27 protein-coding genes are annotated in these 22,704 nt (G+C 36.5%); 8 read left to right on the forward strand and 19 right to left on the reverse strand.

What is annotated here, in order from left to right; translation table 11 throughout:
* Window positions 1–67 precede the first annotated feature (67 nt).
* Together aksF and ACJMML_RS10085 are read left to right on the forward strand one after the other, a co-directional pair.
* Window positions 68–1,057: a homoisocitrate dehydrogenase gene (aksF, locus tag ACJMML_RS10080; protein ID WP_405307271.1), complete on the forward strand. Its 990-nt coding sequence runs from the start codon at window positions 68–70 to the stop codon at window positions 1,055–1,057.
* On the forward strand, window positions 1,058–2,527 hold the full coding sequence (locus ACJMML_RS10085; protein ID WP_405307185.1) for a class I adenylate-forming enzyme family protein: 1,470 nt from the start codon (window positions 1,058–1,060) through the stop codon (window positions 2,525–2,527).
* Between the two features lie 36 nt (window positions 2,528–2,563).
* On the opposite strand, the gene argB is transcribed toward ACJMML_RS10085, so the two are convergent.
* Window positions 2,564–3,427 (reverse strand): acetylglutamate kinase, encoded by an 864-nt coding sequence (gene argB, locus ACJMML_RS10090; RefSeq protein ID WP_405307186.1) that lies wholly within the window; start codon window positions 3,425–3,427, stop codon window positions 2,564–2,566.
* Window positions 3,428–3,527: 100 nt separating this feature from the next.
* On the opposite strand from argB, the gene ACJMML_RS10095 reads away from it, so the two are divergent.
* Window positions 3,528–4,202 carry a hypothetical protein gene (locus ACJMML_RS10095; protein WP_405307187.1) on the forward strand — a complete coding sequence of 225 codons (675 nt, stop codon included), beginning with the start codon at window positions 3,528–3,530 and terminating at the stop codon, window positions 4,200–4,202.
* Between the two features lie 375 nt (window positions 4,203–4,577).
* On the opposite strand, the gene ACJMML_RS10100 is transcribed toward ACJMML_RS10095, so the two are convergent.
* The 5 genes from ACJMML_RS10100 to ACJMML_RS10120 form a co-directional block, all read right to left on the reverse strand.
* On the reverse strand, window positions 4,578–4,826 hold the full coding sequence (locus tag ACJMML_RS10100) for a hypothetical protein (RefSeq protein WP_296782851.1): 249 nt from the start codon (window positions 4,824–4,826) through the stop codon (window positions 4,578–4,580).
* 365 nt (window positions 4,827–5,191) lie between these two features.
* A complete protein-coding gene (locus ACJMML_RS10105; RefSeq protein WP_405307189.1) occupies window positions 5,192–5,779 on the reverse strand; it encodes a DUF998 domain-containing protein in 588 nt (195 codons plus the stop codon).
* A complete protein-coding gene (locus ACJMML_RS10110; RefSeq protein WP_405307191.1) occupies window positions 5,779–6,717 on the reverse strand; it encodes an SAP domain-containing protein in 939 nt (312 codons plus the stop codon). Before ACJMML_RS10110 ends, ACJMML_RS10105 begins: the two co-directional genes overlap by 1 nt.
* Complete coding sequence (locus ACJMML_RS10115; protein ID WP_405307192.1) at window positions 6,710–7,825, reverse strand: low temperature requirement protein A; 1,116 nt, start codon at window positions 7,823–7,825, stop codon at window positions 6,710–6,712. Before ACJMML_RS10115 ends, ACJMML_RS10110 begins: the two co-directional genes overlap by 8 nt.
* 94 nt (window positions 7,826–7,919) lie before the next feature.
* Entirely contained in the window at window positions 7,920–8,177 is a 258-nt protein-coding gene (locus tag ACJMML_RS10120; RefSeq protein WP_296782857.1) for a hypothetical protein, read from the reverse strand.
* A 50-nt stretch (window positions 8,178–8,227) separates the two neighbouring features.
* On the opposite strand from ACJMML_RS10120, the gene ACJMML_RS10125 reads away from it, so the two are divergent.
* Window positions 8,228–8,389, forward strand: coding sequence for a hypothetical protein (locus ACJMML_RS10125; RefSeq protein WP_292887116.1), 162 nt, complete (start codon window positions 8,228–8,230; stop codon window positions 8,387–8,389).
* Here the strand turns inward: ACJMML_RS10125 and ACJMML_RS10130 are convergent.
* On the reverse strand, window positions 8,384–8,737 hold the full coding sequence (locus ACJMML_RS10130) for a hypothetical protein (RefSeq protein WP_405307193.1): 354 nt from the start codon (window positions 8,735–8,737) through the stop codon (window positions 8,384–8,386). The genes ACJMML_RS10125 and ACJMML_RS10130 overlap by 6 nt on opposite strands.
* 125 nt (window positions 8,738–8,862) lie before the next feature.
* On the opposite strand from ACJMML_RS10130, the gene ACJMML_RS10135 reads away from it, so the two are divergent.
* From ACJMML_RS10135 to ACJMML_RS10145, 3 genes are all read left to right on the forward strand, one after another.
* Window positions 8,863–9,315, forward strand: a complete 453-nt coding sequence (locus ACJMML_RS10135) for a MarR family winged helix-turn-helix transcriptional regulator (RefSeq protein ID WP_405307194.1) — start codon at window positions 8,863–8,865, stop codon at window positions 9,313–9,315.
* A gap of 1 nt (window position 9,316) precedes the next feature.
* Entirely contained in the window at window positions 9,317–10,681 is a 1,365-nt protein-coding gene (locus tag ACJMML_RS10140) for an MATE family efflux transporter (RefSeq protein WP_405307195.1), read from the forward strand.
* A 191-nt stretch (window positions 10,682–10,872) separates the two neighbouring features.
* Window positions 10,873–11,397 carry a hypothetical protein gene (locus tag ACJMML_RS10145; RefSeq protein ID WP_405307196.1) on the forward strand — a complete coding sequence of 175 codons (525 nt, stop codon included), beginning with the start codon at window positions 10,873–10,875 and terminating at the stop codon, window positions 11,395–11,397.
* Here ACJMML_RS10145 and ACJMML_RS10150 read toward each other — a convergent pair whose 3' ends face one another.
* From ACJMML_RS10150 to ACJMML_RS10205, 12 genes are all read right to left on the reverse strand, one after another.
* On the reverse strand, window positions 11,398–12,420 hold the full coding sequence (locus ACJMML_RS10150; RefSeq protein WP_405307197.1) for an alcohol dehydrogenase catalytic domain-containing protein: 1,023 nt from the start codon (window positions 12,418–12,420) through the stop codon (window positions 11,398–11,400).
* Window positions 12,407–13,117, reverse strand: coding sequence for a 2-C-methyl-D-erythritol 4-phosphate cytidylyltransferase (locus tag ACJMML_RS10155; protein ID WP_405307198.1), 711 nt, complete (start codon window positions 13,115–13,117; stop codon window positions 12,407–12,409). Before ACJMML_RS10155 ends, ACJMML_RS10150 begins: the two co-directional genes overlap by 14 nt.
* Window positions 13,118–13,123: 6 nt before the next feature.
* A complete protein-coding gene (locus tag ACJMML_RS10160; protein ID WP_405307199.1) occupies window positions 13,124–13,711 on the reverse strand; it encodes a class I SAM-dependent methyltransferase in 588 nt (195 codons plus the stop codon).
* Between the two features lie 89 nt (window positions 13,712–13,800).
* The gene (locus ACJMML_RS10165) at window positions 13,801–14,403 is read right to left on the reverse strand and encodes a class I SAM-dependent methyltransferase (protein ID WP_405307200.1); all 603 of its coding nucleotides are present in this window, start codon (window positions 14,401–14,403) and stop codon (window positions 13,801–13,803) included.
* Between the two features lie 308 nt (window positions 14,404–14,711).
* Window positions 14,712–15,935: a bifunctional ornithine acetyltransferase/N-acetylglutamate synthase gene (gene argJ / locus ACJMML_RS10170; RefSeq protein ID WP_405307201.1), complete on the reverse strand. Its 1,224-nt coding sequence runs from the start codon at window positions 15,933–15,935 to the stop codon at window positions 14,712–14,714.
* Between the two features lie 14 nt (window positions 15,936–15,949).
* On the reverse strand, window positions 15,950–16,360 hold the full coding sequence (locus ACJMML_RS10175) for a hypothetical protein (RefSeq protein ID WP_405307202.1): 411 nt from the start codon (window positions 16,358–16,360) through the stop codon (window positions 15,950–15,952).
* Window positions 16,361–16,381: 21 nt separating this feature from the next.
* The gene (locus tag ACJMML_RS10180; protein WP_405307203.1) at window positions 16,382–17,584 is read right to left on the reverse strand and encodes a hypothetical protein; all 1,203 of its coding nucleotides are present in this window, start codon (window positions 17,582–17,584) and stop codon (window positions 16,382–16,384) included.
* Window positions 17,577–18,602, reverse strand: a complete 1,026-nt coding sequence (locus ACJMML_RS10185) for an NYN domain-containing protein (protein ID WP_405307204.1) — start codon at window positions 18,600–18,602, stop codon at window positions 17,577–17,579. The genes ACJMML_RS10180 and ACJMML_RS10185 overlap by 8 nt, the downstream gene beginning before the upstream one ends.
* A 63-nt stretch (window positions 18,603–18,665) precedes the next feature.
* Window positions 18,666–19,409, reverse strand: coding sequence for a metallophosphoesterase family protein (locus ACJMML_RS10190; protein ID WP_405307205.1), 744 nt, complete (start codon window positions 19,407–19,409; stop codon window positions 18,666–18,668).
* Between the two features lie 5 nt (window positions 19,410–19,414).
* Window positions 19,415–19,765: a nascent polypeptide-associated complex protein gene (locus ACJMML_RS10195; protein ID WP_296782886.1), complete on the reverse strand. Its 351-nt coding sequence runs from the start codon at window positions 19,763–19,765 to the stop codon at window positions 19,415–19,417.
* Window positions 19,766–19,827: 62 nt separating this feature from the next.
* Window positions 19,828–20,967 carry an aldo/keto reductase gene (locus tag ACJMML_RS10200; protein WP_405307206.1) on the reverse strand — a complete coding sequence of 380 codons (1,140 nt, stop codon included), beginning with the start codon at window positions 20,965–20,967 and terminating at the stop codon, window positions 19,828–19,830.
* A gap of 92 nt (window positions 20,968–21,059) precedes the next feature.
* Window positions 21,060–22,124: an acyltransferase gene (locus ACJMML_RS10205; RefSeq protein ID WP_405307207.1), complete on the reverse strand. Its 1,065-nt coding sequence runs from the start codon at window positions 22,122–22,124 to the stop codon at window positions 21,060–21,062.
* 38 nt (window positions 22,125–22,162) lie between these two features.
* On the opposite strand from ACJMML_RS10205, the gene ACJMML_RS10210 reads away from it, so the two are divergent.
* The gene (locus ACJMML_RS10210) at window positions 22,163–22,699 is read left to right on the forward strand and encodes a DNA-3-methyladenine glycosylase I (RefSeq protein WP_405307208.1); all 537 of its coding nucleotides are present in this window, start codon (window positions 22,163–22,165) and stop codon (window positions 22,697–22,699) included.
* Window positions 22,700–22,704: the final 5 nt, after the last annotated feature.

The raw sequence follows: 22,704 nt of genomic DNA on the forward strand, positions 1-22,704 counted from the left end.
AAAATTAAAATTATATAATATGACATCAATATTATTAATATACGAACAAATTGTTTTAAGTGAAATAATGTATAATATTGCAATAATTAGTGGAGATGGAATAGGTCAGGAAGTAATGGATTCCTGTGAGTATTTGCTCGATAAACTAGACCTTGAATTTAGTTTTGACTATGGTGAAGCAGGTTTTGACTGTTTCAATAAAAATGGAACAACATTGCCTGAAGAAACTGTCAAAATAGCAAACAAAAGTGATGCAGTACTGTTTGGAGCATCAACTTCAACACCAGGCCAGCCTAGTCCAATCATTAACTTAAGAAAAGCATTGAATGTATATGCAAATATCCGCCCCATCAAATCATACCGGGGAGTAAACTGCATTCGTGACGATATTGATTTTGTAATAGTTAGGGAAAACACCGAAGGGCTTTATTCACAAGTGGAATACGGCGACGAAGAAAAGATGATTGCAGAAAGACACATTACCAGAAGCGCATCCGAGAGAATTTCAAAAGCTGCATTCAATCTCTGCATCAAAAGGGAACAAAGCAAAGTAACATGCGTTCACAAAAGCAATGTCCTAAAAAAGACCGACGGCGTTTTCAAAGAATCATTCTATAAGATAGCCCAGGATTATCCGCAAATCAAAACTGAAGATTACTATGTCGATGCTATGGCGATGTATCTGGTTACACAGCCACAAAATTTTGACGTTATTGTTTCAAGCAACCTTTTTGGAGACATATTATCCGATGAAAGCGCAGGACTCGTAGGAGGACTTGGCCTTGCACCATCCGGAAATATAGGAGACCACAACGGACTGTTTGAACCAGTACATGGATCAGCACCTGACATTGCAGGAAAATACATTGCAAATCCATGTTCAATGATACTGTCCGCTGCAATGATGCTGGACTATTTGGGCGAATGGGAAACATCAAATGACATAAAAAATGCGGTCGAAAAGGTAATGGCAGACTGTAAAATTAGAACCCCTGATTTAGGCGGAGATGCCACAACCATGGACGTGACCAAAGCCATCGTAAGGGAGTTAATTTAAATGTTAAACATCACTACTTTTTTAGACGCAAACTCAAAAAGACTAGACAAGAACGTATTGTACAATCCGACAACCGGAAACAAATACAACTCAGGTGAAATCCTATCAATAATCTCTGGAATCGGACGTGACCTAAAAGAATTAGGAATAGTCAAGGGCGACAGAGTATTAATCTATTTAAACAATTCCGAAGAGTATCTATTTTCATTATTTGCAATCTGGAGAATCGGCGCAATAGCCATTCCTGGAAACAGAATTTTTACTGCCAATGAACTGGAATATATCGTGAGCGACTCCAAGGCAAAGCTGATGATTACCGATGATGATGCCAAAGACCTGATTGATATTGAAACATATGTCCCAAAAGACATTTCCAAATTTAAAGACAGTGACGTTTTGGAAGCTGAAAATACCGACTGGGACGACTTATGCCAGCTTCAATATACATCAGGAACAACAGGCAAGCCGAAAGGAGCCATGCTTACCCATGGAAATTATTTCACTGCAATTCACAACGAATGTGACGTATTGACCTTAAAGCAGGATGACATTTATTTGGGAATCTATCCGATGGCACACGTTGGCCTTTCATGGTCAATTTCAGCATTAAGGTCTGCAGCATATTACATTTTAATAGAACAGTTCAACATTGATGAATATCTGGAATTATGCCAAAAAGAAAAAGTCACTGTTCTGACTGGAATGCCTCCAGTAATACATTCCCTTACCACAATGGACAAACGTGAAGAGCTTAAAACAGTCAGGGAGATTGTTTCAGGTGGAGGACCATTGCATAAAAAGATATGGAAGGATTTCCATGAAACCTATGCAATACCAATCATTAATGCCTATGGACTATCCGAAACAATTGTGATTGGAACCGGTACAGTCATCAGACCTGAAGATTACCGTGAAGCTGACAGGTTTGAAAGCGTTGGCCATCCCGTTTGCTTTTCAGAAGTCAAAATCGTTGATGAAGACGATTCATCCAAAATCTTGCCACAATATGAACAGGGCGAGATTGCACTTAGAGGACCTGCTGTTGCAAAAGGATACTGGGGAAACGAAGAAAAAACCAAAGCATCATTTTTAGAAGACGGATGGTTCCTGACAGGAGATATCGGATATCTCGATGAAGACAACCGCCTATTCATTACAGACCGCAAAAAGGACATGATTGTAATGAGCGGATGGAAAATCTATCCAACAGAAGTGGAAGAGGTATTGATAAAATATCCTGAAGTCAAGGAAATAGCCATTTTCAGCATAAATGACTGTCACAGAGGAGAAATCCCTGTTGCAGCAGTTGTCTGGGAAAATGAAGCAGACGACGAGGGATTAATTGCTTTTGCCCGTGAAAACCTGTCAAGATATAAGGTTCCAAGAAAAATATTCCCGCTTGATGAGCTTCCAAGAGTAAACGGCTGGAAACTGCTCAGAAGAGAATTACGGGAAATGTTTAAAGAATGAGAATAAGTTTTTAAAAAAAAAGTGAAATAACCATGATTATTTAAAAATCATGGTTCCGATGCCTTCGTCTGTAAAGATTTCTAAAAGTAATGAGTGTTTTTTACGTCCATCGATAATATGGCATGATTTGACACCATCTTCAATGGCCTGTACGCAGGTCTCTATTTTTGGAATCATTCCGCCTGAAATAATTCCCTCTTCAATTAAACCAGGAACCTCTGAAATTCTGATTTTTTGAATTAATGAATCTGGATCGGAAGGGTCCCTTAAAACACCTGGAACATCGGTTAAAATAATCAGTTTTTCAGCACCGACTGCACTTGCAACTTCACCGGCAGCAGTATCCGCATTGAGGTTTAAGCTGGTTCCGTCCTTTGCAATTCCGACTGGAGATATTACAGGAATATAATTATTGTCCAGGAACATGTCAAGCAGTTCGGTGTTTATGCAGTCAACTTCACCGACAAGTCCCAAGTCAACAAGTTCCTCATCGATCTTTTTGGCTTCCTTCTTATGAGCAAAAATCAAGCTTGAGTCCTTTCCAGACAGGCTTATTGCCTGACCGTCATGTTTTATGAGTTCTGATACGATTTCGGTTGAAATTTTACCGACCAAAACCATTTCAATGATTTCCATGGTCTCCTCATCAGTCACCCTTAAACCCTTGATGAATTTGGATTCCTTGCCTAATTTTTCCATTGATCTTGAGATTTCAGGACCTCCACCGTGTACAATCAACGGTTTCATTCCAACATATTTGAGTAATACTGTATCACGAGCTGTGGAGGACTTTGCTTCATCATCCACCATAGCATGCCCACCATACTTGATTAATATTTTTTCACCATGAAACTTTTTAATATATGGTAAAGCTTCAATTAAAACATCTATATCTTTCATCTAATCACTACATTTAATATTTAATTTAATTATTAATAAGTGTTAAAGTTAAAGATTAGTTACACTACCATTTATATGTTTTGAAAATATATGAAATATTATGTCTGAGATGAGTGAACTTAAAGAATACTTGATAAAGTCAGGTGCCAGCAAAGTCGGTTTTGCTGATGTGAATGGTTTGGCCAGCCAATTCATTGATTTTCCAAATGGAATAAGCCTTGTTTTGAAAATTCCTAAAGAAACCATACAGTTAGTCAAAGAGGAGGAGTATGAAAAGTACTGGAAGGCATTCCACAGGGAAATAGGAAAGCTTACAAAAATCTCCCACAAGGGAGAGAGATACATCAAAAATCTCGGATATGATGCATTTGCTCTCACAATGAAACGGAATGAATGCGACATGGAAAAATTGCTAAGCATCCTTCCATACAAGACAATTGCCACCAAAGCAGGGCTTGGATGGATTGGAAGATCTGCATTATTCGTGACCCCTGAATACGGCTCAGCAGTTGCACTTGGAGGAATATTGACTGACATGCCTTTGGAGTTCGGCACACCAATTACTGATTCGGAATGCGATGACTGCACAAACTGCCAGGATGCCTGTCCTGTTGATGCGATAAACCCACAAAAATGGAATGACAGACTGAACCGTTCAGACATTATCGATATTGAAGCCTGTGGAGAGTACATTATCGGCCAGTATAAGGCAGGGCTTGGCTGTACTAAATGCATGAGCGAGTGTAAGCTAACTCAAGAGTATTTGAATCGTTAAAAAAAAAAGGTGTAGATGATTAAATCATCTACTTAACTGTTATTTTTACTTTTTTAGTGCTTTGGTTGTAGCTACACTGAATAATGCCACGAGGATTAATGTGCAAATTAGAATTTTCCTTTTCATAACATCTATCTCCAATATTCCAAATATTGCAATTTTTCTACAGTTCAAATAAACTGTTAAAAAACATTGCTGTTCAGCTTAAAATTTGGAATAAACTCTAATTTTTATCAAGGAATATTTATATGTGCCTATTAACGGAAAATAATGTTTAAAATTACAAAAAATAACAAAATAATTAGTTAAAATAGGAAAAAGAATAAAATAATTTGAAAAATTGTTAAAAAAAATATTAGGAGTTTGATGGAACTCCTATAATCCGCATTTGAATTTAAATCTGTATTCCTGATTTACTATTTCCATTCCAATGAAGGAACCTTTTAAAATGTCTGCGACTTTTTGCAAGTCTTCTGCTGTTATTGCCTTACCGTTTGCCAATGGAGAGAAGAATGTAATCTCATCATCGGTTATAAGGTAGTTTAAAAGTTTTGTGTCCTCTTTTTGGTATTTTTCAACAATAGCTAAAATTTCTTCTTCAACAGATTTGTCAAGGTTTGTCATAATATCACCTTTAATTTAAGTTAATCGAATTAGTATTTAAACTTTTCCTTAAAAATTTAGGCATACCTAAATATTTATATGTAATGAATAATATACAAATTTACAAGAACCAAAACTTGGAGGTAAAACATGATCATTGGGATTGAAAACCTGAAAGAAAAGCTAAAAGAAAAAGAAGAAACCGAATAATGTATGGGCTTATCACTACATTATTCATTTTAAAAACACCGCCTGATGCATATCTAACGAATCAATGCAACTGTTTTTACCCAACCATGAAAAATAATTAAAATTTCAACCAAAATAATGATAAGCCAATTGCCATCATGAAAAATAATTAACAGAAAAATCAAGGAAAGTGTGGCTTAAGATTTTGCCAAAAACCATCCGGTTAGAAAACTCCAGATAATCAGGGTGTAAACTGAAAGTCTCTCAAAAACAGGCATGTAAGGGTTTTTCAAGATGAAAAACATTATCCAAAAAGCAATCAAACCCAATATTCCCAAAATGAGGGTCATTTTTTGATAAGCTCCAAAATCATCCATTGATTTTGAAATCAGAACTAATAGAATATTGCCGCCTAAAATCGCCATCACGGCACCCAAGGTATGATATCCGGAAGTCAGAGGGTTTCCGCCATGAATCAAACCTACAATGATGACTCCCAAACCTGTAATTAATGTAAAAATAGAATTAACGGCCTTATTTTTAACAATAAGATCTTTTAACCTGTAGAAATATCCAAATATAAGCGTTAAGCCTACCAGTATGAAAGCTGAATTCATCAGCCAAAACAAGGGGGAATTCAGATTTGGAATCCCCAATTCAGAAATGGCATGAAAAACATAAGTATTGAAAAATGAAGCATTGAAAAAAGTTGCAGAAACAGCTTCCGCTACAATATAGTACAAACTACCTACTATAAGGGCAATTCCGGCAACTTTGGACTTCATCATTGGATACCGAATTTCTTATTGAAGAATTTTTCTCTCATCTCAAAGTTCAGCTCTTCAATGTCTGCACCGCCAAGGGCTTTAAGCAAGGTCTTATAGCAGGTCTTTTTAGGCACAGTGACATGTTTAATATGGGATTTGTTCCATATCTTATCAAATCTTTTCTTTAGGCTGCCCATCTTGAGTTCTATCAGAACGTTCCTTAAGTTAACCACATTGGCTTCGTTGATGATTTCATATGTGGCATAAGTCTGAACATCAAGGGAAATCGGATTCAGTCCTAAAATAAAATGCTGCAAATCATAGTCAATGAAAGATTCATAATCGCCGTCATATGCATAAACATGAGCCTTTGCGGACAATGCAAGTCTGAAGACTTCAAACTGATTGTTCACCAATGCCCTTGAGATAATTTCATCACAGAAATTCAATCCTGTTTCAATCATTCCAACGGATGATCCTCCAACATAAGTCTCGAAATCCTCAAATCTGAACTGTACAAGAGCAAACATGTACAGGTCTATCCACTGGTTTTCCTTTAAAAACTCATGTGCCTTATCAGTCAACTCCATATTTTCAAATGACTTGTTGGCACTGGCGGACACATTCAAATTGCTTTTATCCTTTGCTTCTTTCAATAAAGGCAAAACCCTTTCTACGAGTTCCTGTTTTTTGCCAGAAACTTTCAAGCCGTTTTCCCTCAGGATATCCTTAAGCTCGGAGACAATATATTTTTTGGAAATGTATTCGGCAGTTATTTCCACATCTGCTGTTACTTCCACATCCCCTTCAAGATAGCCTTCATCAACCAAATAGCTGATGCATTCCTCAGCTGATGAGAAAGTTCCGAATTCGCCTTCATTTAAAATAGTCTCCAATTCATAACCTCTATCTAAAAAATTCAATACATTGAATATTTCTAATTTCTGTTCACTCACTTAAACACCTTTTATACTTCATTTGCAATATTGAAAAATTGCCAAATGTTATGATTAAGCTTCCAATCAGGAAAGCATATAAATTTGAAATAAATATCAGAATAATAGCTATTCCAAACACAAAAACTATTATCATCTTTAATATATCTTTTTTAGTTAATTTAATGTTTTGCTTATAATACTCCTTGTTGACCATGATTGAAACATAAAATACAATCAGTGAGACAATCATAAGTCCGCTTGCAAAGGCAGGATTTACTTCACCTGAATGAATGAGCTCCAATGAAACGGTAACAAGGTTAATGCTGATTACAATGAAATAATGGCTGAACATCAATCTCAATGACCTTTCAACCCTATGGTGATCCATCATACGATGAATCTGAATGACATATGACCCAAACATTGTCAAGATTATCAAAAACAATAGGATTGGAACCAAATTGAAGTTGGACACATCAAAGAAGTGGGTAAGGCCCACAATAGCTTCGCCGAATGTGATGATTGTCAGAAGTTCAAACCTCTCAACCAGATGGGGGAAATTAATGATGCTCTTGTCGAAACGCCCCCTTATGAAAAACGGCAGGAAAGCTCCTGCGAGAACCGCCAAAACATTAATCCAAAGAACATACTCAGTGAAATTGAAAACTGAGCATAGAATAGCTATGATATAAATTGTGCAGACAATGCTCAGAATCGTAATGGAATTGCCCGCAGCACCCTTAAGCGAATTTTCACGTCTTGCATGGACTGAATATAGGAGAACTATTGTCAAAAGGATTATCAGCATGGACACATCAAATGCAAAATACATCTTTGCCCAATTCAGGGAAATCGTATTTGCCATGAAAATTACGGCAATCATGTTAATGGCAACTATCAGGTAATCCTGCCATTCCCATCGGCCATATCGGTTAACGTAATTGGTGAAGTATAGCCATGCCTGCAATATTACAAAGCAGGTAATCAAATAAGCAAAAAAGTTATATGGAGGAATGATTCCATCAATAGGTTCGTTTATAAGGCCTGTCAGCTGTGATATTGCATATACAAATATCAAATCGTAGAACAACTCTATCAGTTCAACAGGCTTTTTAACTATTTCCATAGTATCACATTTGTTACTAATCTTATTAAATGTAAAAGGATAACAAAAAACTATACTAATTAAAAAAAGACAATCGAAAAAAAAAATAAAAAAATTAGGGATTGCAAGCCTCGTCAGCCGCACCCATAACAACTTTAACTTCATCGGACAAGTTTATTTCGGATATTTTTTTATCGGATTCCAGCTTGGCGGTGTAGTATGCCTGTGCAAAATTCATTGTAACAAACATTACTTCCTTGAAATCGATTATAAAATCATCCTTAGGGATTTTATTTAAAATATCAATCAGTTCTATCGCATCGTCACTGGATTCCAAATGAGTGCCGAATTCGGCACCGAGATTAATCATCATTTTAACACCTACACTAATATTTAAAATTAATAATTAATATAATAATCCACATGAAGTGTCCGAAATGTGAGAGAAAACTGAAAAAAGTATTTCATGGCGCAAGCGATGAAATGGCAATAGAATCACTGAACGGAGAGGTAATACTTGGAAACTGCTGTGAAAGCGAGTATAACTACTATTGTGAGAATTGCGACGAATTCTTCCAGCTATAACCCTAAGACATCCCTGTCAGGATTTGCATTTTTGAACAGATTGATACTGATATCCCTTCCGTATGTGAATTTCAAAAGGCCGGCATGGATTGACTTTAAATCCTCATCCGAAAAGCCTTCAAGATAATAGATTTTTCCCCTTTCGCCAACATTCATCAAAAAACGAATCATATGCCGATAAACCATGATGGAATGGGGCCTATACACTATTATATCATCGGTAATATATTCAATTAGCATATCCATCTCCAAAAAGTCAGGCTGAATCACTTCAACATTGCAATTTGGAAATTTCTCTTTAATAATTGATTCATAATCCACTGCATCACCAATTAAAAATTTCAACATAATCATTTATAAGCATTTCACTATTGTTTATCGATGAACAGTTTCCGAGGAAACATTTATATATCATCTTCCACAAAATAATTTTGAAGACTGAAAAATCTTACATAAAAATGATAGTTGAAAACATGACAGATGAAAATAATACCAATAAATTTGATTCAATGCCTTTTATTGCATTAATTGAACACATTTCTAAAAACAGACTGAAATACTCTCTCAAAAATCCGAATCAAATAGACATGATTCATGAAGGTCGCTACCTACTGGAAATACACAAAAGAAGTGGTCTATCACAAGACGATTTGGCAAACACATTTGGCCAAAGCAAAGGAACCATAGCAAAGGCATTAAAGAAATTTGAAGACAAGGGTTATGTTGAACGAAGTGTTGATGAAAACAACAGAAGAAAATACATTTTGAAAGCAACAGAAAAAGGAGAAGAACTGGCTATCCAACTAAAAAACGATTTGGAAGAATGGGAAAAGAATGTTGGAATCGATGAACTGGACGAAAGAACAAAAGACCAGTTAAGGAACATAGCTAGAAAAAGTGAAGATATTTTGAGGGACAGTGATTGATATGGCAAATAAGAATGTTGAGTTGATGAGGGGAGAACCGGAAAGGGCAGTTAAGAAACTTGCTATTCCAATAATGATATCAATGATTTTAACCGCATTATACAATATCGTTGATGGAATATGGGTGGCAGGCCTCGGACCGACTGCAATTGCAGGAATAGGATTCGTAACACCCATTTTCATGATCCTGAATGGAGCAAGCGTCGGACTAGGAAACGGTGCTACAAGCAGCATTTCAAGATTCATTGGAGCAAAAAACAAGAAAATGGCAACCGAATCCGCAACACAGTCACTATTCATATTTCTGATAGCATCAATCGCTTTAACAATCATTTTCCTCATAATACAGGAACCATTGCTTAAAAGCTACGGTGCAACAGGACAAACACTAAAAGAAGCTATTGCCTATGCTACACCATTGTTTTTAGGCCTTGTTGCCCTGATGTTTGGAAACGGATGCAGTGGAATCCTTCGTGGCGAAGGGGACATGAAACGTGCAATGTATGTCGTAGTTGCCACAGTCATCCTAAATGCAAGCCTTGATCCGATATTCATCTACACATGCGGTTTAGGCTCAGCCGGAGCATCACTTGCAACAATCGTAAGCTCAGCAATTTCAGCGATAATAATTTTATACTGGATTCTGATTAAAAAGGACACATACATTGACGTTACCCTTAAGAATTTCAAGTTCAACTCAAAACTGGCAAGAGACATTTTGAAGGTTGGAATTCCATCTGCACTGGACATGCTTATTATGGCGATTGCAATGTCAATCTATCTGATTGTGATATCCTTGGTCGGAGGAGACTATGGAATAGCCACATTCACATCAGGACAAAGGTTATACCTCTTTGCAATAATGCCCCTTACAGCTATCGGATCAGCAGTTATCGCAGTATCCGGAAGTGCATATGGTGCCCGAAACGGAGACTACCTTTCAAGAGCCCATAAGTTTGGTGCAAAGTTCGGTTTGGCTTTAGGTACTGCAATTACATTAATACTTGTGATATTTGCAACCCCTCTAGCTACAATATTTGCATACACTCCCGAAACTGCAAATCTGGTTCCTGGAATTGCACAATACCTTCAGCTGGTATGTCCATGTCTGATTTTAACAGGAATAGGAATACCTTCAAGCTTCTTCTATCAGGGAATCGGAAAGGGAATATACAGCCTGATGTTTACAATACTTAGGGAAATTCTCTTTGTTGTTCCATTGATTTACGTGTTTGTATTCATTCTAAACATGGATTTAGTCGGAATCTGGTTGGGATTATGTATAGGAAGGGCAATAGCCAGCATACTCAACTATGCATTTGCAAGATACGAAATCAAAAGAACAAGAGAAAAATTCGGAAATTAACATTTCCAAAATTACCCCCATCACCATTCCTCACCAAATCTTTTAAACCATCATTTTTTCCATCCAAAAAAATTGTGTTTATATCTAAAAATTGATTTAACCTCTTTAAATTGCTTTAATTTGAAACTTAACAATTTATAAGCGATGAAAACTAACATAGAACACACACAAAAATTTTAGAGGTTAAAAAAATGAATAAAACAGAATTCGATTATAAAAGCAGAACAATCAGAGAGGTCTTCAGCGACACAAGAAAAATATGCATTGCCCCAAAACATGAAATAATGCTTGATGAAGGAGTCCATCCTGGTGGTGACATCTTTAAAACTGAAGATGGAGAATTCATTGATTTTGAAACCCAATTAAAAGACTTTGACGCAGAAGAACTTGCAAAATATGTTGAATTTGCCGAAAATCTCTATGAAAAACATCAAAAAAAGGTATCAGTCTATATCCTATGCCCCAAAAACATCAATGTTAATGTCAGGGAATGTCCCTTGAAATCAGATGCCGATTTCACAATTAAGCTTGCATGCTCACAAGACGACATCTGCCATCTGATTTTAAACCACATAAAAAACAAGCTTAAAAACGATATGATTCTTGACTGCGATGACATCAATGCCGTTGAAATGCTTCCGGTAATGTGCAACAGAAACGACAGAAATTATTTCAGGGTTGAATCCATAAAAATAATGAATAGAGTTTTTAATTGATTATTTGTTCCATTTAAGGATGGTTTTACCGAAGTTTGAAATGTAATCCTTATCAAATGCATCCTTCAAGTCTGTTAAGGTATTTATTTCACATATGTTTGAAACAAGCTTTTCCAGATATTCAAACAGCTGAGGATTTTGTTTGAGAGTCTCAACCACTCCAACAAAGTCTTCCCTTTCAGACCTGCTGTTTCCCTGTATAGTCAAACCCTTTTCCAAAACCATTCTTGTGTTGATTGGTATCGGATATTCGCTTACACCAAAGAGGTTTATTGTTCCCTGCGGATTAATCAAATCAATAATCTGTTCGATTGCTGATTGGGATGCGCTTGACCCTACACATTCAAATCCATGGTCAATTGCAAAATCATCAGGAACATTGTGTATCTGATAGATTTCATCAGCAAATGAAAACAGGTTCAGATTTTCCAGGTGCTTTCCGAAAACTATGACTTTTGATTCCGGAAACTTATCCTTTAAAAGGAGAGCAGTTATGAAACCCAGGTTTCCATCACCCCAAACTCCCAATGAATCCTTTGGAGTTGTTGCAATCTCTGAAAATTTGGAAATGCCCTGATAGGCAACAGTAATTAATTCTATGAATGCTGAAACCCTCGGATCGAAATCATCAGGAATTTTGACTACACGACTTGAATCAAGCCTTATCAGATCTGAGGTAAAACCGTCAAAGCCACTTCCTCTGAATTTGGATTTGTATGAATAATTGGCTCTGCAGACGTCTTCTCCCATAGGAGTGTTTGGAATCATTACAACATTATCTCCAGCTTTAAATTCACCGGATTTGTCATATATCACTTCACCAATTCCTTCATGAATCAATGCCATCGGCAATTTCTCTTCAAGAACCTCTGCAGGTCTGGAACCCTGATAGTATCTTTGGTCGGCCTGACAGATTGAAAGATAGGTCGGCCTTACGACCACTCCGTCAAGTTCCACCTCATCAATCGATTCCTCAAAAAATTTGGGAGATTTAAGCCTATAAACAATGTTAATCATTTCCATCCTCAAGTATTGTATTTGCTAATTTCAAGTCATAAGGGTATGTAATCTTGATATTTGTCACTTCACCATCAACTAGATGTACATCTTCATCCTTAAGTGTGAATATTTTGCATGCATCTGTCAGTATATTGGTTTCAGCTTCTGTTAAACTATTGATTAAGTTGAAAAGTTTCTTTATATTGAAGCTCTGTGGCGTTTGGCCTTGGTAATAATAATCCCTCACAGGGATGCTTTCAATGGTTTCACCATTGACGCTTTCAACAATGGTATCCGTAGCCGGAATGACTGTATCACAGGCACCATATTTTCTTGCTGCATCGATATTGTCCCTGATGATTCTGTGAGTTACAAATGGGCGCACGGAGTCATGGGTAATGATAATTGAGTCATCATCGATACCGAAATTGTCTTCAATATATTTGATACTGTTTAAAATTGTGTCATTTCTGGTTTCACCACCTTCAATGACAATTATATCTTCATTTTCACCAATATATTCATTAATCAGATTATTAGTATGATTTATAAAGTTTTTTGGAATCAAAACAATTGTTTTGTCAATGCTTTCATTGATTACAAATTTTTCAATAGTATGAATAATGACAGGCTTGTTGCCTAAAGTCAAAAATTGTTTGGGAGTGTCCGTACCTCCCATTCTGGAACCTATTCCTCCTGCAAGTATCGCTGCAAAAATCATGTGAATTTACTCCTTTTTAAATATGATTAAATAATGGGATTTGCCTTGGGGATTCTCTTCACCAATATCAACTGTCAAATAATCCCTTTTAAGGCCATAATCATTAAATATTTTTTCCATCTCAACATGTGAAATCCTAATGTCCAAAGGAGGACCTTTAGTCATTTCAATAGGTTTAAAATCCATTATGGCAATTCTGCCGTCTGATTTGACAATCCTTTTCAATTCGTTTATGACATCTTCCTTTTGGTCGGATTCCCTAAATCCATGGAAAACATTTAACATCAGAACAACATCAACGGATTCATCATCGACACCCGGAATGCATTTGGTAATGTCCGCTTCTATAGGAATCAGATTTTCAATATCGTTTTCATCAACGTATTCCTGCAACTCTTTGATGGATTCCGCATAAGCATCAACTGCAAAAACCTTGCCTTCCGGAAGATATTTTTCTATGGCTTTTTTAGAAATGTAACCGTCACCGCATCCTGCATCCAAAAAAGTTTCATCGCCTTTGAGATTTAACTCATTTAATATTTCATCAGAATCTAAGAAATTTGCACTTGATTTTCCGTGATGTCTATGCTCCATATTTACACCTTAATAATAATCTTTAAAAAATAGTATTTAAAATTTTCAAAAAAAGTTTAGGAGAGTTTTAAACTCCCAATTAAAAAAAGTTATTCCTTTTCAAACATGATTAAATAGTGGGATTTTCCTTCAGGAATATCTTCACCTATATCCTCATTTAAATAGGTCATTTTAAGGCCATGTTTATTAAATAACTCTTCCAACTCTTCAGGTGAGGATCTCACAGGTGTTGGAGGGCCTTTTGGAACATCCCAAGCCTTATAGTCCATGATTGCAATTTTTCCATCATTTTTGATTATTCTTGAAAGTTCAGTAATCGCTTCATCAATCCTTCTTGACGCTTTGAAACCATGGAAAACATTGACCATCAAAACGACATCGACAGATTCGTCATCAACTCCAGGGATTCCTTCGGTAATGTCCGCTTCTATATTAATCAGGTTTTCAACATTGTTTTCGCTTTTATATTTTTCCATATCCTCAATTGAAGCATCATAGACATCAACTGCATAAACTGTTCCCTTATGATTATAATCTTCAAGAATTTTGATTGCATTATGGCCATCACCACAACCGGCATCCATAATTGTCTCATTTCCTTTTAAATTTAGCTCTTGAATAATCTCATCGGAATCCAAGAAAAATGCGCTTGAGAATCCATGAGCTCTGTGTCCGTTTTCAGGCATCATCATATTATCACCTAAGTAATAATATTTAAAAAATAGTATATAATTATTGTCAATGTGAAAGTTTGTAAATAACAATTAAAAATTAGTTAAAATAAGAAAAAAAAGTTATAAGAGGATTATTTTTTCCAGGTTTGTTTTAGTCCTCTTCCTCTTTTACTACCAGGTTTAGTATAACTTCTTTTTTGTCTGGTTCTTCTGTTAGTTCCTTTAACTTTTGCCATATTTTCCCCTCCTTAAATTTTATCATTACAAAATTAGAATTAAATCTATAACAAAAAAATATTTGTTTTCAAGATATTTAAAGGTTTTCTTTAAGTGGTGTATTCCGCATTAATTTTAACATAGTCATATGTTAAATCACAACCCCAAGCAGTAGCTTCACCGTCACCCAGATCCATGTCAATATTGACAGTGATGTTTTTTGACTGCATTATCTTTTCTGCTCTTTCAAGATAAGGAGTGTCTTCAAATGCTAAAATTTCACCGTTTTTAACCAAATCAACCTCATCTGTGTCATCTGCAATGGATATTGTTACAATATCCGGATTTAGGTCACACCCTGAGTATCCGATTGCTGAGACAATTCTTCCCCAATTAGGGTCACCGCCAAATACAGCGGATTTGAATAAACTTGAAGAGATGATTGATTTTGCCGCCAGCCTTGCATCCTCATCATTTCTGGCGTTACATACATTGGCTTCAAGGAATTTTGTTGCCCCTTCACCATCTCTGGCCATTTTTTTAGCAAGGTCTATACATAGATAATTCAATGCTTCCTGGAAGTTTGAATCCATTTCACCATCCTTCACGACTTCAACACCTGATGCACCATTTGCCATCATAAGACAGGTATCGTTGGTACTTTCATCACCGTCGACAACAATCATGTTGAAACTGATATCCGCTGATACCTTGAGCGCCTTTTTGATTTCACCTGCTGGAATTACAGCATCGGTTACGATGAACGACAGCATTGTACCCATATTCGGAGCAATCATTCCGCTTCCTTTTGTGATTCCTGCAATTTTTACAGTCTCACCGGAAGTCAATGTGACTTCCAACGCACATTCCTTCGGAAATGTATCGGTAGTCATGATTGCCTTAGCTGCAGCAAGTGAGTTTTCAGGATCGTTTCCGAGCTTTGACAAAGATTCGTAAGCAACCTTGGAAATGATATCTATAGGCATTTCACGGCCAATGACCCCTGTTGATGAAATGGCTATCTCATCTTTAGGTATTTTCAAGTCCTTGGATAGCAATTCAACTAAGGTTTCGCAGTCTTTAAATCCTTGTTGGCCAGTGAAACAATTGGCATTTCCACTGTTGACAAAGACAGCTGAAATTATACCCTTTTTTAAAACATTCTGAGTGTATTTGACCGGAGCTGCAACCACTTTATTTGAAGTGAATACTGCTGAAGCAGTGCTGTTCGGTGAAACAATTATTGTAACACCATATTTTCCTTCACGAGCCCCTGATACTTTAAGATTTTCAATAACTGAAAATCCTCCATCAAGTTCTTTAATAAAATTCATAAAAATCACAAAAATTAATCTTCATAAGTCTTAAGATACTGTGTATTAAGTTGTGAAGAGGACGTATTTTCATTATAGTCTATACCGTCAACTTCCTTATCAAAAACAACCTCACTCTGGTTAACATTTTTAGTCATTTCTTTAGTTACATTTTCATAATGAGGTTGACCATCATTTCCATCATCAAAACTTAGGGAAACCCCTATTCCAGCACCTATGACAAATGCCACCAATGCAATTATCACAATGAACATGAGAGTTCCGCTGCTTTTCCTCTGTTTTTTAGGCCTTCTATTCCTTGGATTTCGAGGACTAGCTGGACGAGTATTGAACTTATTTTTATTTCTTCCAAATTTTCTTTTGGAATTATTTTGGCGACCGTTTCCTGATCTTAAAACTCTTTTATTGTCTTTTTTTCGTCTCATTGTTTTTCTCGTGTTAATTCATTATGTAATGACTGCATAAACAAGGGCTAAAATTACTCCAATAAAACTAAACATTCCAAGCCCTAAAATTGACATGACATAAGCAAATAAGAATACAAATACAAATACTCCAATTAATTTTGGTTTTTCATTTTCCACCAAATTAATGAGAGTCCTTGTGAATTCTGATGGAATATTATAAGCATATAAACCGTTAGCCAATTCGAAAACAACTAATGACAATGGAGAAGATGAATCTAAATCATCCACAAGTTGGGCTCTTTCACCTGCCTCACGCCTGCTTCTTCCAACACCTGCCCTGATTTTTGCACCATTGTCCAATGCAAACCATGCCGCATCAAGACCTGCACGGATTGCCAAGTCCTTTGATGGGAATCTTGCAATGAAATCGTCACCGCCTTCCCGGTAGCCTTCAAGTTCACCGTCACATTCCCTTTCGATGAAATTTTTAATGCCGGTCATTAACTCCACAAGTTGATTCCTTCCGTTTTTATTGATGAATTTAGTGGAATCAATTAAATCAATGAATAAATAATTTTCCAAGTCAACAGGTCTGGATTCCTGAAGCAGGAATGGTGAATCAAATACCAATGCATATTCTCCACCTAATTTAGTGAATGCAATACCTGGAAAGCTTCCAACACTTTGAGTATAATGGATCGCCCTTTCAATTGAAGCGGCACCGGTCATTCCAACGGCAGAAATAACTTGAATTCCTTCGGACAAACCAATTCCAATCAATTCAATGGCTACACGGATAGCATCGTTTTTACTCAACATTTTGGCAACAAGTTCTGTTGCTGTTTTTTCCACAATTTCCCCCTTTTCATTCTGAATGATTTTGACAAAAATATCAATCAAACGGGAAGGATGCGGAAGCTCTATGTAAAAATAACGGTCACTACCCATGATGATGTTGCTTACCAATGCATACTCTTCAATTTTATTTTCTGCCGGCTTCAATTCATGGAAAGTATAATCCTTCGGAAGGTTTTCAGCACCTACATCCCGAATAAGGTTTTCCAAAATAGTGTCCGATGTGATTTCGGCCTTTTCAAGCTCAAACAGAATGGTTTGAGTGTAGTTGAATAACTCCACATACTCAGTTTCTAATGAGTTTGTCGGAAAAAATTTAGTTCCCACCGCAATTGGATTGAGCTTAGTGGTGAGACGGATGAAAAACTTGGTTAAGCTACTAACCATCCATACCTCCTCCTTTTTCCAGCTCTATTTCAAAATCTCCAGGTTTTTCCAAAAGCATATCCGGTTTTACGGATACGAATGGGAATTTCCAAGATCCTAGCCTTCCGGCAATGGTACTTGCAATATTTCTTGAGTTTCTCTTAATGAACACTTCATCATGTTCGCTTACACGCACTAGAATGTTATACGGTGCAGTTTCGGTAACTTCATCTGCAAGCAATATGTTCAGTTCAAAAGTGCCAGGTTTTGTAAATAAATCATTTCTTACTGCGATTAATGGTTTTTTCTCAAGACCTAACCTATCTGCAACAGTAACGGAAATGTTACCTGCATTTTTCACAGCAATCTTATAATCTTTAGGATGTACCAATACGAAAATAACATATGGAGCGGCGATTTCAACATCATCCACCATTTCTACAATCTTATTGAACATAGGTATTTTGGCGAAAATGTTTTCTAACCTAGATTCTGCGTTATTTTCATTGTCGATACGTATTATAGCCTGTTTAGCTATATTTAATGGGGAAATTTCCAAACCTTCCTTACCAGTGTAGATTTCCCATTTTTTAAAGGTCAATTCCTTGATAATTTCATCACAAATATGTTGTAGAATATTCTTATCTTTTTTAGGTTTTTTTGGCTTTCCAAATGTGAGTCTGCCATTATCGATTATGAATGGTATTCTCATAGAAGCAATGTTTCTGAATTCAGCAGCATAATCTCTGAATTTATCATTTGATAAGATTTTAGCTTTTTCGCGAGTTGCAATATCCAATATAAAATGATCTGCATCATTTCCCGCCGGAACTTCCTCCACGTTATCATTTTCCAGCAATTTAGCAAACTTCTCCTTATCATCAATATCATGACGAAGTGATGCATCAGCAATAATTACAAATTCATCTTCACTTTCTTCCAATGCTTTAACAGCGGCAAGAATATTGGACATTTGAGGTTGTCCATTCTGATTTTTAACATGATGAGCTACATTAGAAGCATCTACGACCACTTTCATAATATCACCTAAAAATTCAATTCAGTTTATTAGTATATATTTTATCTTATATTTAAATTTAATTTATAATTTATTTCTTGGATATTTTCCAAATAAAAATTTTTCGCCATTTACTACATTTAAATAGATTTCAATCTCATTATCTGAGATATTATAAACATTATATGAGTTTTTATTTTTGCCCCTAAGTTTTAAAGAACAGAGAGACCCTGCATTGACAATGAGAGTTTCATTAATTTTCCAGATATTCGGAACATGCTTATGTCCTGACAAGACCAAATCGACTTCATGAGTTGTCAGAGTCTTTAAAATATCCCCCGCATCAGATAGGACATTACGTTCACGACCTGTTTGAGGTATGGACACAACATGATGGTGCAGAGCAACAATGGAAAAATTTTCATTGATTACACATTCATCCAACTGATGTTCCAGCCACATGTGCTGAGGAGTTCCGACATGCCCCTTATCCTCATCAGGTGAGCTGCTGTCAAGTCCCATTACTGTGAAATTACCATCCATTGTTAATTTCCAGCTTTTTTCACCGACCAACTCTTCAAATGTCTGATAACCCAGATTACGGGCATCATGATTTCCTGGAACGGCAAATAATGGAGTTTCAAACATTTCCAAATATTTTGTTGCCTTTTCAAACTCCACATAATAACCGTGTTCAGTCAAATCGCCGGTTAAGATTATCATGTCCGGCTGCAAATTGTTTATTTCATCCACAGCCTTTATGAACATTTCCTCATCAAAGGTTGAATCTGATATGTGCAAATCAGAAATATGTGCAATCAAAGTCATGTTATCTATTGATTCAATTTCATGATAGCTTCTGCAAGATCACCTTTACATTCTTCTAAAGCCTGTCTTGCCTCATCTTCACTGACGCCAGCGCTGTTAGCCACCATTTCCACATCTTCATCAGGAATCTCTACTTCATATTCCAATTCCACTTCACGGGCCTTACCTTCGATTTGATAGGTTTCCTGTCCCATTACATTCATTAGACTAACACTAGGATTATCGATGACTAATTCCTTATCTTCAAAACGGATTATGACTTCAAGGGCTCCTGGAAGGTCTTCCATTTTCATGCCCATCTTTTTCATTTGTCTTTCCATCTGCTTCATCTGTTTTTTGTTCATGCCAGGTATCATAATAAAATCCTCATATAAACTAACTATTTATAAATATATGGTTTAATATTATTAAAAGTTACTTAATTTTCGAATCCGTAGATTTCAGTTTCGAAGGTTTTTGCGACATCCTTTAAAACTTCAGGAATATTGATTGCCTGAGGACATTCTTCTATACATACTTCACATTCAATGCAATCGGAAGCTATTCCTACGCCGTCAAGCTTGGAATAGTTGAGATAGGCATTTCCGAACTGTGTCCAATCGTCCTGTTCAAGCATCTTATGCTTATTATACAAATCAAAGAGTCTTGCGATGTCGATTTCCTCAGAACATGACTCAACACAGTATCTGCATTTTGTACAGTCAACGGTGATGTTGCTGTTGATGATTTCAGAAACCTCATCAAGGATTTCCAATTCCTTATCATCCAAAGGATCCGCATTCTTGAATTCCTCGATGTTGCTTTCAAGCTGTTCCAGATTGCTTGCACCAGTAAGGACAACACATGCATCAAGATTGGCCACGAATCTCATTGCCCATGATACAACTGACCTATCCGGATTATGATCTTTCATCAGTTTTTCAGCCTCTTCAGGAACATCGGCCAAAAAGCCGCCCTTATAAGGTTCCATAATCATTACCTGCTTGTCATATTTTTTGGCGACTTCCAGACATTTCTTCGCTTCGATGTTTTCATCTTCCCAGTCAAGATAGTTTATCTGAAGCAGAACGAATTCGAGTTCAGGATGTTCGAATAGGATTTCCTCTAAAAATTCAGCATTTCCATGAGTGGACAATCCGATGTGCTTGATTTTGCCTTCCTTCTTTTTATTTTCTATAAAAGAGTATAAATCAACATTTTTCCAGGCGGTTTCAGTAAATCCGCTCACGTTATGAAGCATGTAATAATCAAAATAATCTACGCCACAGTTTTCCAGTTGCTGTGCAAACAGAGGTTCCAGTTGGGACTCCTCTGTGATAACAAACAACGGAAGTTTTGTAGCTATTTTAAATGAATCACGAGGATATCTGTCAACAACGGTTTTTTTGAAGGCCGGTTCGCCTGCTCCTTCGTGATAAACGAATGCAGTGTCAAAATAGTTGAATCCGGCATCCATGTATGAATCTACCATTTTATTTACTTGTTCAATATCAATGCTTGTCTGGTCATTTTCATCCAAAAGTGGAAGTCTCATCATTCCAAAACCTAACTTAGTCATAATACCATCTCTATAATATCTATATTCTTACAGACATATTAATTTATTTGAATAGTTTGTTCAACAATTAGTTTAAAGACGAAAAAAATTCATCATTTTACGCCGCTGCCTATTTTTAAAACCGGAACCTTGCTCATGGTAAAAATCAATGCCCAGGAGATTCCAATAAGTATTACTGCAGAGAGAGGGAAGAAGACAAACAGATTTTTGTAGCCCCACCAGCGCATGAATCCCGGACCGAAAAGGTACAGTATAATGATATAATGAGATAAATAGATTCCGAAACTGCAGGAACTGAATGTTACGATAATCTTGCCAAGAGTCTGCTCCTTAAGAGGTTTAATTTTATCTGAAATCATTTTGACATCTGCATATTTAAATGCAATGAATAATCCCATGGTTTCCATTACAACAACAATGTCAAAGAAATCAACTGCGGCCAGACCAAATCCTCCAAGTCCCTTATAATAAATCTTTATGAAATGGCCCACAATGCCTATAATGAACATCGCTGCTCCAATTAAAAACATCTTATTTTTAGAATACCTGAATTCATGATTCTGAATATAGGAACCCAAAATGAAGTAACCTAAAACTGAGAAAAAGTTGTATATTACCCTGAAATCCTGTTTGATCTGCTGGTCAGTGAAGAATCCTACCGAACAAAGTAAAGACAAAATTACAGTGATTAAAATCAGATATTTTGAACCGAAATCACCATATTCACGAATAAAACTGCTTAAAAGAGGAATCAATAAATAAATTCCAATAAGGGACCATATGAACCAGAACGGATCAGATAACTGATGAGCTCCAAACGCTATATCAAAAACGTACTTAAAGGACAGCTTATACCCCCATATTACAACTCCCAAAATAACGTAAACAATTATCCAGAATGCAAAAGGCAAAAAAACGCGCTTAAATCTCTTTTCCAAAAACGATTTTATATCGTGCTTTCTTGTCAAAAGCAATGCCCCGCTTACTGTGAAGAATAATGGGACCCCTATGCGTGTCAGTGAAAAAACACCTGAACAGATCTGCCAGCTTGCAAAATCATGGGAGAACTGGCGAATCAGATGGCCCAAAACCACCAGAATAATTGCCAAGGACCGTACCTCATCCAAGTATAAAATGCGCTTGGGAGAAATTTTCATAATAATATATTTAAATCAAGCAGATAATAAGTATTTTTATGACCAATAAGAGATGCACATGGGCAGGAAACGATGAAGTTTATATAAGATATCATGATGAGGAATGGGGAGTTCCAACACATGATGACATAGAACTGTTTGAAATGCTTGTTTTGGAGTCCTTTCAGGCAGGACTGTCATGGATCACCATCCTTAAAAAGCGTGAAAACTTCAAAAGAGCCTTTGATGAGTTTGACGTTAGGAAAGTGGCCGATTATGATGAGGAAAAGGTTGAAGAATTACGTTCAAACGAAGGGATAATCCGCCATAAGGGAAAAATCAATGCAGCCATCAACAATGCGCAGGTGTTCATTGAAATACAGGATGAATTCGGAAGCTTTGACGAATACATCTGGGGATTTACAGATGGTGAAATCATTAAAGCCGAGTTTTTAACAGAATCCGAATTGTCCAGACACATTTCAAAGGACCTGAAAAAGAGAGGCATGAAGTTTGTCGGCCCGACAATAATATATTCCTATCTTGAATCCATTGGCGTGATTGACAATCATCAGGAATGTTGCTTTAAATATTGAACTGC

Source organism: Methanobrevibacter sp. (genome assembly GCF_045130115.1).
GTDB lineage: Archaea > Methanobacteriota > Methanobacteria > Methanobacteriales > Methanobacteriaceae > Methanocatella.